The 12,384-nt window shown below is 75.2% G+C and carries 10 protein-coding genes; 7 read left to right on the top strand and 3 right to left on the bottom strand.

The genetic code is table 11. The annotated features are described in order from the left end of the window. Positions 1-53: 53 nt before the first annotated feature. A complete protein-coding gene (locus ACWDYF_RS20405; protein WP_355481857.1) occupies positions 54-452 on the top strand; it encodes a TOBE domain-containing protein in 399 nt (132 codons plus the stop codon). On the opposite strand, the gene ACWDYF_RS20400 is transcribed toward ACWDYF_RS20405, so the two are convergent. Further along, positions 400-2,025: a helix-turn-helix domain-containing protein gene (locus tag ACWDYF_RS20400; RefSeq protein ID WP_389465133.1), complete on the bottom strand. Its 1,626-nt coding sequence runs from the start codon at positions 2,023-2,025 to the stop codon at positions 400-402. The two genes, ACWDYF_RS20405 and ACWDYF_RS20400, sit on opposite strands and share 53 nt — an antisense overlap. A 213-nt stretch (positions 2,026-2,238) precedes the next feature. Between ACWDYF_RS20400 and ACWDYF_RS20395 the strand changes: the two genes are divergently transcribed. The 6 genes from ACWDYF_RS20395 (at position 2,239) to ACWDYF_RS20370 (ending at position 10,313) form a co-directional block, all read left to right on the top strand. Then, on the top strand, positions 2,239-3,060 hold the full coding sequence (locus ACWDYF_RS20395; protein WP_381744427.1) for an FAD binding domain-containing protein: 822 nt from the start codon (positions 2,239-2,241) through the stop codon (positions 3,058-3,060). Next, positions 3,057-5,780 carry a molybdopterin-dependent oxidoreductase gene (locus tag ACWDYF_RS20390; RefSeq protein ID WP_389464989.1) on the top strand — a complete coding sequence of 908 codons (2,724 nt, stop codon included), beginning with the start codon at positions 3,057-3,059 and terminating at the stop codon, positions 5,778-5,780. The genes ACWDYF_RS20395 and ACWDYF_RS20390 overlap by 4 nt, the downstream gene beginning before the upstream one ends. A gap of 241 nt (positions 5,781-6,021) precedes the next feature. Continuing rightward, on the top strand, positions 6,022-6,777 hold the full coding sequence (locus ACWDYF_RS20385; RefSeq protein ID WP_381744616.1) for a (5-formylfuran-3-yl)methyl phosphate synthase: 756 nt from the start codon (positions 6,022-6,024) through the stop codon (positions 6,775-6,777). A 7-nt stretch (positions 6,778-6,784) separates the two neighbouring features. After that, entirely contained in the window at positions 6,785-8,194 is a 1,410-nt protein-coding gene (locus tag ACWDYF_RS20380; protein WP_389464992.1) for an aldehyde dehydrogenase family protein, read from the top strand. Further along, positions 8,191-9,297, top strand: coding sequence for an NAD(P)-dependent alcohol dehydrogenase (locus ACWDYF_RS20375; RefSeq protein WP_389464995.1), 1,107 nt, complete (start codon positions 8,191-8,193; stop codon positions 9,295-9,297). Before ACWDYF_RS20380 ends, ACWDYF_RS20375 begins: the two co-directional genes overlap by 4 nt. A 92-nt stretch (positions 9,298-9,389) precedes the next feature. Further along, entirely contained in the window at positions 9,390-10,313 is a 924-nt protein-coding gene (locus ACWDYF_RS20370) for a class I SAM-dependent methyltransferase (RefSeq protein ID WP_381744617.1), read from the top strand. Positions 10,314-10,364: 51 nt separating this feature from the next. Here the strand turns inward: ACWDYF_RS20370 and ACWDYF_RS20365 are convergent, their stop codons facing one another. Together ACWDYF_RS20365 and ACWDYF_RS20360 are read right to left on the bottom strand one after the other, a co-directional pair. Next, positions 10,365-11,588, bottom strand: a complete 1,224-nt coding sequence (locus ACWDYF_RS20365; RefSeq protein WP_389464999.1) for a serine hydrolase domain-containing protein — start codon at positions 11,586-11,588, stop codon at positions 10,365-10,367. Between the two features lie 103 nt (positions 11,589-11,691). Further along, positions 11,692-12,357: a CBS domain-containing protein gene (locus ACWDYF_RS20360; RefSeq protein WP_389465002.1), complete on the bottom strand. Its 666-nt coding sequence runs from the start codon at positions 12,355-12,357 to the stop codon at positions 11,692-11,694. Positions 12,358-12,384 lie beyond the last annotated feature (27 nt).

Genomic DNA, 12,384 nt, shown 5'->3' with positions numbered 1-12,384 from the left:
GACCCCGGGGACGCGGTTCCGGCACCGGCCCGGCGACGGGCTAGGGTTCTACGGTGCCGACGTACAGCATTGGCCAGGCCGCGCGCCTGCTGAGGGTGAGCCCGGAGACCGTGCGGCGGTGGGCCGACGCGGGCCGGCTGCCGATGGGCCGGGACGGCGCGGGCAACCGGGTGATCGACGGCGTGGGCCTCGCCCGGCTGGCCGAGGAGCGCGCCGCCGAGGACGCGCGGGAGGCGGCGTCCGGCCCGCCGACCTCCGTGCGCAACGCCTTCACCGGCATCGTCACCGCGCTCGTCGCCGACGACGTCGTGGCCCGGGTGGTGGTCCAGGCGGGCCCGCACCAGGTCGTCTCCCTGGTGACCCGGGAGGCGGCGGACGAACTGGACCTGGCGGTCGGGGTCACGGTCGTCGCGCGTGTGAAGTCGACGAGCGTGCACGTCGACCGGTCCTAGCCGCCCCGGTCTCCTTCGGCTCCCCGGCGGGCCGGGCGACCGGCGCCCCGTCCGGACCCGTGCGGCACAGCAGCGCCGCCCACAGGTCCAGCCGGTCGCGCAGGCTGGACAGGTCGCGGCCGGTGAAGTGCTCGATGCGCCCGATGCGGTAGTGCACCGTGTTGACGTGCAGGTGCAGGGCCTCGGCGGTACGCGCCCAGGAACCGTCGTGGGCGAGGAACACCTCCAGCGTGCGCAGCAGCGCGGCGGACGCGTCCGCCGGGCCGAGCAGCGGCCCGAGGACCGTACGGCTGTAGGCGGTGCGCACCTCGGCCGGTATGCCGGTCAGGAGCGAGCCGAGCGTGGTCAGGGCGCGGGCGTCGGTCAGCCCGGAGGCGTCCGGTGCGCTCGTGCGGGCGGACGCCAGGGCGTAGCGGGCCTCGGCCAGGGCCCCGGGCAGCCCGGCCGCCTCGGCGGTGGGCGCGGCGAGCCCGCCGTGCAGGAGGCCCGGGTCGCATCCGGCCACCCGGGGCCAGACCTCGGCCAGCGCGGCGGCGGTCTCCTCGGGCAGCACCGCGAAGGCGCTCCCGTCGGGCAGCCGGCCCACGGCGGCGCACGCGGGCACCGGCTGCCCCGCCGCCTCGTGCGCCCCGGCCACCGCCTCCGACAGCGCGCTCTCGGCGGCCCCCGGGTGCCGGGTGCCGGTGCCGGCCACGACCAGGCGGTACGGTCCGCGCTCCGGCAGCCCGCAGGCCCGCAGGGCGGCGGGCAGGTCCCCGGACTCCGGGGCGGCCAGCACCCGGCCGAGTCCGGCCGCCGCGTCCCGCTCGGCGGCCCGGCGGGCGGCCAGCGCCTCCTGGCAGCGGCCCAGGACCGTGGTGATCTCGTGCAGCAGCCGCGGCGGCGCGGCGGCCGCGTCCGGCAGATGCAGCCACCAGCGCTCGTACCCGCCGACCGCGTCGGCGTCCGCCTCCACCGGAACCGTCGCGCCGCTGCCGCTCCCGGGCAGGGCGGCGGCCTCGCGCGGCGGGAGCGGGACGGCGCCCGGCGTGGCGGCCACCGTGCGGCCCGCCGCGGTGAGGACGTAGGCCGGGGCCGCGTCCAGGTGCGCGAAGGCGGCCGTGAGCACCGCGGCGGGCCCCTCGCCCTGGGCGACGAGCCGGTCCAGCCGGTCGCGCACATGCTCGGGCAGGGCCCGGTGACGGCCCAGCTCGCCCCACTGCCGCAGGTACACCGTGTCGGTGATCGCGCGGAACATCACATGCGCCGGCACCCCGGCCACCGGCAGCCCGTGCCGCGCGCACGCCTCCACCAGCTCGCCGGGGACCAGCCCGTGGGTCTCCTCACCGGCCAGCAGCGCCGCGGCGCCCGCGTCCTTCAGCCCGGAGACGAAACGTTCTGCCTTGCCCTTGCCGCCGTCCGCGCTCCACCAGACGAGCCCGCTGAGCACCACCTCGTCGGGCCGCACGAAACGGGCGGGGTCCTCCAGATCCGTGACGGTGACCCCGCTGATCTCCCGCCGCAGCAGCGGGTCCTCGGCCCAGAGCAGGCGCAGACCGAGGGACTCGTCCTCCAGGAGGTGTTCGACGTGCATGTGCTCCTGCTCCTCGTACGCCTGCCGGATGGGGGTGCCTGACACCCGGCATCTCACATTCACCAGGTGCCTGCGAGTCATCGCATGGTAAATGCCAGACGACACCAGCGGAATGCCTCTTGGAGGATCACCCAGACAACAAGGCGGCGCCGCAGTGTTTTCCGTGCTCCGGACCAGTCGTCCCAGGCCCCTGTGGCTTGCTTCACTGCCGCCATGGACCTCAACACGGTGACGGAGATACGCGACGCCCGGCACCCGGCGCCCTGGCGGCCGGGCGACGCCTGGCTGGGCGGCGGCACCTACCTGTTCTCCGAACCGCAGCCGCACCTGCGCCGCCTGGTCGACCTCAGCCGCACCGGCTGGACCCCCGTCCACCGGCACCCGGACGGTGCGCTGGAGATCGCCGCCACCTGCACCATCGCCACGCTCTCCCGGTACGCGAAGACGCTCCCGGATCCGGCGGCGCCCCTGTTCGAGCAGTGCTGCCGGGCGTTCCTCGCCTCCTTCAAGATCTGGAACATGGCCACCGTCGGCGGCAACCTCTGCAACGCCCTGCCGGCCGGCCCGATGACCTCCCTCACCGCCGCGCTCGACGGCGAGTGCCTGCTGCTCGCCCAGGACGGCACCCGGCGGCGGCGCCCCGTCACCGGCTTCGTGACCGGCGCGGGACGCAAGGACCTCGCCGAGGGCGAACTGCTGCGCTCGGTCACCCTGCCCGCCCGTTCCCTGGCCTGCCGCACGGCCTTCCGGCAGGCGTCCCTGTACGGCCTCGGCCGCTCCGGCGTCCTGGTCATCGGCGCCCTGGACCCGCTCGACGGCTCCCTCGCCGTCACCGTCACCGCGTCCACCGTCCGCCCGGTCCGGCTGTGGTTCCCGCTGCCGCCGACCGCGGCGGCCCTGCGCGCGGCGATCGGCTCGGCCGTCGCCGACGACGAGTGGTTCGACGACATCCACGGGCTGCCCGCGTGGCGGCGCCACATGACGTTCCGTTACGCGGAGGAGATCCGCCGGGAACTGGGAGAGGCGGCACGATGAGGATCGACGTCAACGGACGGCGCCACGAGGAGGAGCCCCGGCCCGGCCAGTGCCTGCGCACCTATCTGCGCGAGCGCGGCTGGTTCGGTGTCAAGAAGGGCTGCGACGCCGGGGACTGCGGCGCCTGCACCGTCCACGTCGACGGCAGGCCGGTCCACAGCTGCCTGTACCCGGCCTTCCGCGCCGACGGCGCCGCCGTCACCACCGTCGAGGGCCTCGCCTCGCCCGAGGGCGACCTGCACCCCGTGCAGCAGCGGTTCCTGGACGCCCAGGGCTTCCAGTGCGGCTTCTGCACCGCCGGATTCCTGATGACCACGGCCGCCCTGGACGAGGACAAGCTCGCCGACCTGCCCCGCGCCTTCAAGGGCAACCTGTGCCGCTGCACCGGCTACCGCGCCATCGAGGACGCCGTACGCGGCGTACGGAACGTGGAGGCCCCGGCGCCCGGCGAGGCCGTCGGACGCAGCCTGCCCGCCCCCGCCGGACCGCAGGTCGTGACGGGCACCGCCCGCTACACCTTCGACATCACGGTGCCCGGACTGCTGCACATGAAGCTGCTGCGCTCCCCGCACGCCCACGCCCGCATCACCGCGATCGACACCTCCGCCGCGCTGCGCGTGCCCGGCGTCCACGCCGTGCTCACCCACCACGACGCCCCCGAACGGCACTTCTCCACCGCCCGCCACGAACACCCCGAGGAGGACCCGGACGACACCCGCGTCCTGGACGACACCGTCCGGTACATCGGCCAGCGGGTCGCCGCCGTCGTCGCCGACAGCGAGGCCGCCGCCGAGGAGGGCTGCCGCCGGGTGGAGGTGACCTACGAGGTCCTCCCGGCCGTCCTCGACCCGGAGGAGGCCATGCGGCCGGGCGCACCCGTCGTGCACGACAAGGACGCCGCGACGGCACGCATCGCCCGCCCCCGGGACAACGTGGTCGGCGAGGCGCACGGCGAGATCGGCGACGTCGAGGCGGGCTTCGCCGCGGCGGACGCCGTCCACGAGGCCACCTACCGCACCCAGCGCGCCCAGCACGCCAGCCTGGAGACCCACGGCGCCGTCGCCTGGATCGACGAGGACGGCCGGCTCACCGTCCGCACCAGCTCCCAGACCCCCTTCCTCACCCGCCGCGCCCTGTGCGCCCTGTACGACCTGCCGCCCGAACAGGTGCGGGTCGTCGCGGGCCGGGTCGGCGGCGGCTTCGGCGGCAAGCAGGAGATGCTCGTCGAGGACATCGTCGCCCTGGCCGTGCTCCGGCTGCGCCGCCCGGTGAAACTGGAGTACACCCGCGCCGAGCAGTTCTACGGCGCCACCACCCGGCACCCGTTCACCGTCCACGTCAAGGCGGGCGCCCGCCTTGACGGCACCCTCACCGCGCTGCGGCTGCGCGTCGTGGCCGACACCGGCGCGTACGGCAACCACGGCCCGGCCGTGATGTTCCACAGCGTCGGCGAGTCCCTGGCGGTCTACCGCGCCCCGCACAAGAAGGTCGACGCCTACTCGGTGTACACGCACACCGTCCCGGCGGGCGCCTTCCGCGGCTACGGACTCGGCCAGGTGATGTTCGCCGTCGAGTCGGCCCTGGACGAACTCGCCCGGCTGCTCGGCATCGACCCGCTGGAGTTCAAGGCCCGCAACATCATCGGACCCGGCGAGGCCATGCTCACCCCCGGAGGCCACGAGGAGGACCTGCACATCGCCAGCTACGGCCTCGACCAGTGCGTCGCCGTCGTCCGGCGGGCCCAGGCGGAGACCGGGGCCGGACACCCCGCCCCCGACGGCTGGCTGGTCGGCGAGGGCACCGCCCTGGCGATGATCGCCACCGGTCCGCCCGGCGGCCACCTCGCCGACGCCCGCGCCTGCCTGCTCCCCGACGGCACCTTCGACCTGGCCGTGGGCACGGCGGAGTTCGGCAACGGCACCACGACCGTGCACCGGCAGATCGCCGCGGGCGAACTGGGCACCACCGTCGAGCGCATCACCGTCCGCCAGTCCGACACGGACGTCGTACGCCACGACACCGGCGCCTTCGCCTCCACCGGCACCGTGGTCGCGGGCAAGGCCACCCTGCGCGCCGCCCGCGCCCTCGCCGACCTGCTCCTCGACTTCGCCGCCGCCCAGCTGCGCGTGCCGCGCGCCGACTGCCGGCTCACCGAGGAGGCCGTGGCCCACCCCGGCGGCCGGCTCCCGCTCAAGGAGCTGTACGAGAGCGCCCGCGCGGTCGGCGTCGAGTGCGCCGCCGACGGCCACTTCGGCGGCACCCCGCGCTCGGTCGCCTTCAACGCGCAGTGGTTCAAGGTGGCCGTCGACCCCGGCACCGGCGAGATCCGCATCCTGCGCAGCGTGCACGCGGCCGACGCCGGACAGGTCATGAACCCGATGCAGTGCCGCGGCCAGGTCGAGGGCGGCGTCGCCCAGGCGCTCGGCGCCACCCTCTTCGAGAACGTCCGCATCGACGCACGCGGCGCGGTGGAGACGGCCGCCTTCCGCCGCTACCGGCTGCCCCAGTACGCCGATGTGCCGCGCACCGAGGTGCACTTCATGGAGACCGCCGACACCATCGGCCCGCTGGGCGCCAAGTCGATGAGCGAGAGCCCGTTCAACCCGGTCGCCCCCGCCTTCGCCAACGCCCTGCGCGACGCCACCGGCGTCCGCTTCACCGAACTCCCGCTGACCCGCGACCGGGTGTGGCTGGCACTGCACCACCGGGGGGTGCGCTGACCGGCCGTCGGCGCGGGGCGGCGGCCGCCGCGGTCCGGGCGGCCGGCCGGGTGCGCACCGGCGGGACCGGTTCACGCCGGTGCGCACGGCGCACTGCGCGTGGTCACAGGCGCCCCATGAGGACTCCGCACGCTCTACCGGCGCTCGCGGACGGAGTAAATGATGAGCACACCGCGCACGAACCAGGCGATCCGCACCCCTGCCCGCACGGCAGGCGGACCTGCGGCGGAAGGAGCCCATGGTGTTGCTTCTCATCTCCCCGGACAGCGTCGAGGAGGCCCTCGACTGTGCGAAGGCCGCCGAACACCTCGACATCGTCGACGTCAAGAAGCCCGACGAGGGCTCGCTGGGCGCCAACTACCCCTGGGTCATCAGAGAGATCCGCGAGGCGGTCCCGGCCGACAAGCCGGTCTCCGCCACGGTGGGCGACGTCCCCTACAAGCCCGGCACGGTGGCCCAGGCCGCCCTCGGCGCGGTCGTCTCCGGAGCCACGTACATCAAGGTCGGGCTCTACGGCTGCACCACGCCCCAGCAGGCCGTCGAGGTGATGCGCGGGGTGGTGCGGGCGGTGAAGGACCACCGTCCCGAGGCACTCGTCGTCGCCTCGGGATACGCGGACGCCCACCGGATCGGCTGCGTCAACCCGCTCGCCCTGCCCGACATCGCCGCCCGCTCCGGCGCCGACGCGGCCATGCTGGACACCGCGATCAAGGACGGCAGCAGGCTGTTCGACCACGTCCCGCCGGACGTCTGCGCCGAGTTCGTACGGCTCGCCCACGACGTGGGTCTGCTCGCCGCCCTCGCCGGCAGCGTCAAACAGGCCGACCTCGGTCCGCTCACCCGGATCGGCACGGACATCGTGGGGGTGCGCGGCGCGGTCTGCGAGGGCGGCGACCGCACCGCAGGAAGGATTCAGCCGCATCTGGTGGCCGCCTTCCGGGCGGAGATGGAGCGGCAGGCCCGGGAGCACGCCGCCGCCGTCCCCGCCGCGAACTGACCCCGGCATGCCGGACCTCCGAGCCGACACCGTCCCAGGACGCCGGGCCGGGGCTCTCGCCGTCCTCGACCCCGCCACCGGCGAGACCGTCGACGAAGCCCCCGACCAGCACCCCGACGAGCTGGACGCCGTCGTCGGCCGCGCCCACCGGGCCTGGCCCGGCTGGCGCTCCGACGCCGCGGCCCGCACCACCGCGCTGCGCGCGGCGGCCGACGCCGTCGAGGCGGCGGCCGACGACCTCGCCCGGCTGCTCACCCGCGAACAGGGCAAGCCCCTGGCCGAGTCGTACGCGGAGACCGCCCGCACCGCGGCCCGCCTGCGCTACTTCGCCGGTCTGGCCCCCAGGACCCGGCAGATCACCGACGGCCGGCCGGTGCACAGCGAGATCCGCTGGCGCCCGCTGGGACCGGTCGCCGCGATCGTGCCGTGGAACTTCCCGCTCCAGCTCGCGGCGGCGAAGTTCGCGCCCGCGCTGGCCGCCGGGAACACCGTGGTCCTCAAGCCCTCCCCGTTCACCCCGCTCGCCACCTCGCTGCTGGGCTCCGTCCTCGCCGGTGTGCTGCCCGAGGACGTCCTGACCGTCGTCACCGGACGCGAACCCCTCGGCGCCCGCCTCGTCTCCCACCCGGGCATCCGCCACGTCACCTTCACCGGTTCGGTGCCCACCGGACGGGCCGTCGCCGAGGGCGCGGCGGCCTCCCTGGCCCGGGTCACCCTGGAACTGGGCGGCAACGACGCCGCCGTCCTGCTCGACGACGCCGACGTGGACGCCCTCGCCGACCGGCTGTTCTGGGCCGCGTTCCGCAACTGCGGGCAGGTCTGCATGGCCGTCAAGCGCGTCTACGCACCGGCCCGCATCCACTCCCGGGTGGTCGAGGCCCTCGCCGAGCGCGCGAAGAGCGTCGCCGTCGGCCCCGGCCTCGACCCCGGCACCCGGCTGGGTCCGGTCAACAACGCCCCGCAACTGGCCCGCGTCGAGCAGGTCACCCGGCGGGCCCTGGCGGACGGCGCCCGCGCCGCGGCGGGCGGCCACCGGCTGGAGGGCCCCGGACACTTCTTCGCCCCCACCGTCCTCACCGACGTCCCGCCCCACAGCCCGGTCGTCACCGAGGAGCAGTTCGGCCCGGTCCTGCCGGTGCTGCCGTACCGCGACCTGGACGAGGCCGTCGAGGCGGCCAACTCCACCGGCTACGGACTGGGCGGCTCGGTGTGGGGCACCGACCTCGACCGGGCCGAGGCGGTGGCCGACCGCCTCGAATGCGGCACCGCCTGGATCAACCACCACGCCGAACTCTCCCTCGCCCAGCCCTTCGCGGGCATCAAGGACAGCGGCGTCGGCGTCGCGGGCGGACCGTGGGGGCTCTACGGAAACCTCCGGCCGTTCGTCGTCCACCGCCCGCGGGAGGACGGCCGATGAGGATCCAGGCGGCCGTACTGCGCTCCGGCGACAGCCCGTTCACGGTCGAGGAGGTGGACCTGCGGGACGAACCCGGCGCGGGCGAGATCCTGGTCGAGATCGCGGGCAGCGGCATGTGCCGGACCGATCTGGCGGTCCGCCGCTCGGCCGGGCGCAGCCCGCTGCCCGCGGTCCTCGGCCACGAGGGGGCCGGGGTCGTGGTCCGCACCGGCGGCGGCCCGGACACCGAGATCGGCGTCGGCGACCACGTCGTCCTCAGCTTCGACTCCTGTGGGCACTGCGGCAGCTGCCGCGCCGCCGCCCCCGCCTACTGCGACTCCTTCGCCGCCCTCAACCTCTTCGGCGGACGCAAGGAGGACACCCCCCGGCTCACCGACGCGGCCGGGGGAGCGCTGGCCCCGCGCTGGTTCGGCCAGTCCTCCTTCGCCCGGTACGCGCTCGTGTCGGCCCGCAACGCCGTCCGGGTCGACCCCGCGCTGCCCCTCGAACTGCTCGGCCCGCTCGGCTGCGGCTTCCTCACCGGCGCCGGAGCCGTGCTGAACACCTTCCGCACCGGCCCCGGCGACACCCTCGCGGTGTACGGCGCCGGAGCGGTCGGCCTGGCCGCGGTGATGGCGGCCACCGCCGCCGGCGCGCTGACCGTGGCCGTCGACCGGCACCCCGGGCGGCTGGCCCTCGCCGAGCGGTTCGGCGCGCTCGCGCTGCACGCCGACACGCCCGGCCTGCCCGAACGGATCCGGCGGCTCACCGACGGCGGCGCGCGGTACGCGCTCGACACCACGGCCGCGCCGCCGCTCATCAACGACGCGCTCCGGGCCCTGCGCCCCACCGGCGTCCTCGGCCTGGTGGCACGGCTGCACACCGCGCTGCCGCTGGAGACGGGCACGCTGGACCGGGGCCGCTCCGTCCGGCACATCTGCGAGGGGGACGCCGTACCGGCACTGCTGATCCCCCGGCTCACCACACTCTGGCAGGCCGGGCGGTTCCCCTTCGACCAGCTGATCCGCACCTACCCGCTGACCGCCGTCAACGACGCCGAACGCGACTGCGAGGCGGGCCGGGTGGTCAAACCCGTCCTGCTCCCCGAGGGAAGAGGCCGATGAGCCAGGCACGCAGCACCGCGGACTCACCCGGTCCGCGCCCGTATCCGACCGCCCGGCACCTCACGGTCGCCGCTCCCGCCCACGGAGGAGACATGACCGGCACGGCGCCGCAGCACACCCGACCGCAGGAGACCCGGGAGACCGAGGGCGTGGACGGGGGAGTGGGCCTGACCGCCCTCCTGGTCGCCGCCGCACGGGCCATCGAGACCCACCGCGACGACAGCCTGGCCCAGGACGTCCACGCGGAGCACTTCGTGCGCGCCGCACCCGCGTGCGCCGACTGGCCGGTGCGCATCGAGCAGGTCCCGGACGGCGACGGCAATCCGCTGTGGGGCCGCTTCGCCCGCTACTTCGGGCTGCGCACCCGGGTCCTCGACGACTTCCTCCTCGGCGCGGTCCGCACCGGCGCCCGCCAGGTGGTCCTGCTCGGCGCGGGCCTGGACACCCGCGCCTACCGGCTGGAGTGGCCGTCCGGCTGCGTGGTCTACGAGATCGACCGGGACGGCGTCCTCGCCTTCAAGCACCGGGTGCTCGCGGAACTCTCGGCCACCGCGCGGGCCGCGCGCGTCCCCGTTCCGGTCGACCTGCGCGGCGACTGGGTCACCGCGCTGACCGGCGCCGGGTTCGACCCGGCCGCACCGACCGCCTGGCTCGCCGAGGGCCTGCTGTTCTACCTGCCGGCCCCCGCCGAGACCTATCTCGTGGACACGGTGGACCGGCTCAGCGCCCGGGGCAGCGCACTGGCCTTCGAGGCCAAACTGGAGAAGGACCTGCTGGACTACCGCGACAGCGCCATCTACACGGCGACGAGGCAGCAGATCGGCATCGACCTGCTCCAGCTCTTCGACAAGGGACCGCGCCCCGACTCCGCGGGCCGCCTCGCCGCCACGGGCTGGTCCACCGCGACGCACACCCCCTTCGACTTCACCCGTCGGCACGGCCGCGGCCCGCTCCCCGAGCCGAACGACGCGCTGGAGGGCAACCGGTGGGTCTTCGCGCACCGGACGCGGGAGTGACGTCCGCCGGGCGGCCCGTCCCGGTACGGCCCGGTGCGCCGCCGCCCGGTATCAGCGGTGCCCGTCACCGCGGGCGGAGCACAGCGCGTGGTCGACGAGACGGGTGACGTCCTGGATCTGCCGTACGGCGCTCTCCTCGTCACCGGGCCGGCTGTGCAGCACCACGGTGACGGAGGCCCGCCCGTCGGCGGTCGCGGCGGGCCACATCAGATAGCCGAACCCGTCGCCGCTGTGCCCCCAGGAGCCGCCCCCGCAGGACAGCGGGATCCGTTCCAGACCCAGACCGTAGCGCGTACCGGGCGGCGAGCCGTGACCGGGCGGAACCTCGACCGTGCGCCGCATCTCGGCCAGTTGTGCGGGCGCCAGCAGCTCGCCGCGCGCCAGCGCCCGGAAGAACCGTCCGGTGTCCGCCGCCGTGCTCACCATCGACCCGTCGGCGTCCCCGTCGAAGGGCAGATAGGCGACCGTGGTGTCGGTCAGCGCCCCGCCCGGCTCGAACTGCTGGTAGTCGCGGGCGTGCGGAGCGGGCAGGAACGGCCGGTCGCCGGGGGCGAAGGTGTGCCCGAGCCGCAGCGGACGCACGATCCTGGCCCGTACCTCCTGCTCCCAGGTACGGCCCGTGACCGCCTGGATCACCATGCCCGCGAGGACGTAGTTCGTGTTGGAGTACGCCCAGCCCCGGCCGGGCGCGAAGAGCGGCGGGTGCCGCAGGGCGAACGCGACGCGCTCCGCTGAGGTGTACGTGGTCCAGCGGTGCGCGCGGTACCCGGCCGCGCTCAGCTCCGGCACCACGTCACCGACGTAGTCGGGCAGCCCGCTGGTGTGCTGGAGCAGCTCGCGCAGGGTGATCCGGCGCCCGTCGCCGCCGTGGCCGCGGACCACGCCCGGCAGCCACCGCTCCACCGGATCGTCCAGCGACACCCGCCCCTCGCCGACGAGTTGGAGCAGCACGGTCGCCACGAACGTCTTCGTGGTGCTGCCGATCCGCACATACCCGTCCGGAGGTACGGGCCGTCCCGTACGGAGATCACCCACCCCGCTGCGCGCGATGGTCGTCCCCCGCGCTGTCTCCAGCCGGACCGACACCCCTGTGACACCGTCGGCGTGCAGTGTGTCGGTGTCCCGCTGGAGCACGGACGTACGCGCGGTGACCGCCGCTCCCGCCTGCGTCGGCACCAGCGGGGCGAGGGACAGCAGAGCGAGGACGGTTGCGATACGGAAGGGTGCCCTGGGGCGGGCGGTACGGAAGGGGGCTCTCGGGCGGGTGGTCGGCATGCGGGCAGCCTAGGAACGTCCGGGGCGGCCGGACCATCCTGCCAGCGGGAGGTTCGGGGGTCGGGTTGTCCACAGGACGGGGCCACCGCCGTGCCGGCCGTCCTCAGCGCGGACCGGCCGGACCCGTACGGCTCGGGGCCCCGGCGTCCACGGTGACGGAGACGACCCCGTCGACACCCCGGCACAGCCGCTCGATCACCGGTACGAGGCTCGGCTCCGGCACCGACCCCGTGAGCGCGGCCCGGCCGTCCTCCACCGTGACCGTGAAGTCGTCCGGTGCGAGCCCCAGCGTGCGCACGAGGACGTCCGAGGCGATCTCCTCACGGATCGCCTCGTCCCGGCGCAGGAAGATCCGCAGGAGGTCGCCCCGGCTGACGATCCCGGCCAGGACGCCCCTCTCGTCCACCACGGGCAGGCGCTTGACCCGGTGGGCCTCCATCGTGCGCGCGGCCTCGACCACACTCCACCCGGGACGGGCGCACACCGGGGGAGCGGTCATCACCTCCGCCGCGACGGCCCCCTCCGACGCCTCGTCAGCGCGGTCGGACGCGCGCTGCGGGAGCAGTCCCGCCGGGTCGGGGCGACCGGCCACCCGGTGCAGCAGATCGGCCTCCGACACCACGCCCAGCGGGTGGCCGAGGTCGTCGACGACGGGGACGGCGCTCACGTCGTGGTCGGCCAGGGTCCGCGCCACGTCCTTGAACGAGGTGTCCCGCCGTACCCGGACGACGTCCTGCGTCATGAGGTCTTCGACCGTTCGGTGCTGCATGTTCTCTCTCCTCGGATCCTCTCCGGG

This window comes from Streptomyces sp. NPDC003284 (genome assembly GCF_053589675.1).
The sequence above is the reverse complement of the archived record's forward strand: the minus strand, read 5'-3'. Positions and strand labels throughout refer to the sequence as shown.

What these genes read in the sequence shown, in the direction of transcription:
- ACWDYF_RS20400 (WP_389465133.1), bottom strand. Translation starts at nt 2,025, where the DNA reads ATGCACGTCGAACACCTCCTGGAGGACGAGTCCCTCGGTCTGCGCCTG.
- ACWDYF_RS20395 (WP_381744427.1), top strand. Translation starts at nt 2,239, where the DNA reads ATGGACCTCAACACGGTGACGGAGATACGCGACGCCCGGCACCCGGCG.
- ACWDYF_RS20390 (WP_389464989.1), top strand. Translation starts at nt 3,057, where the DNA reads ATGAGGATCGACGTCAACGGACGGCGCCACGAGGAGGAGCCCCGGCCC.
- ACWDYF_RS20380 (WP_389464992.1), top strand. Translation starts at nt 6,785, where the DNA reads ATGCCGGACCTCCGAGCCGACACCGTCCCAGGACGCCGGGCCGGGGCT.
- ACWDYF_RS20375 (WP_389464995.1), top strand. Translation starts at nt 8,191, where the DNA reads ATGAGGATCCAGGCGGCCGTACTGCGCTCCGGCGACAGCCCGTTCACG.
- ACWDYF_RS20370 (WP_381744617.1), top strand. Translation starts at nt 9,390, where the DNA reads ATGACCGGCACGGCGCCGCAGCACACCCGACCGCAGGAGACCCGGGAG.
- ACWDYF_RS20365 (WP_389464999.1), bottom strand. Translation starts at nt 11,588, where the DNA reads ATGCCGACCACCCGCCCGAGAGCCCCCTTCCGTACCGCCCGCCCCAGG.
- ACWDYF_RS20360 (WP_389465002.1), bottom strand. Translation starts at nt 12,357, where the DNA reads ATGCAGCACCGAACGGTCGAAGACCTCATGACGCAGGACGTCGTCCGG.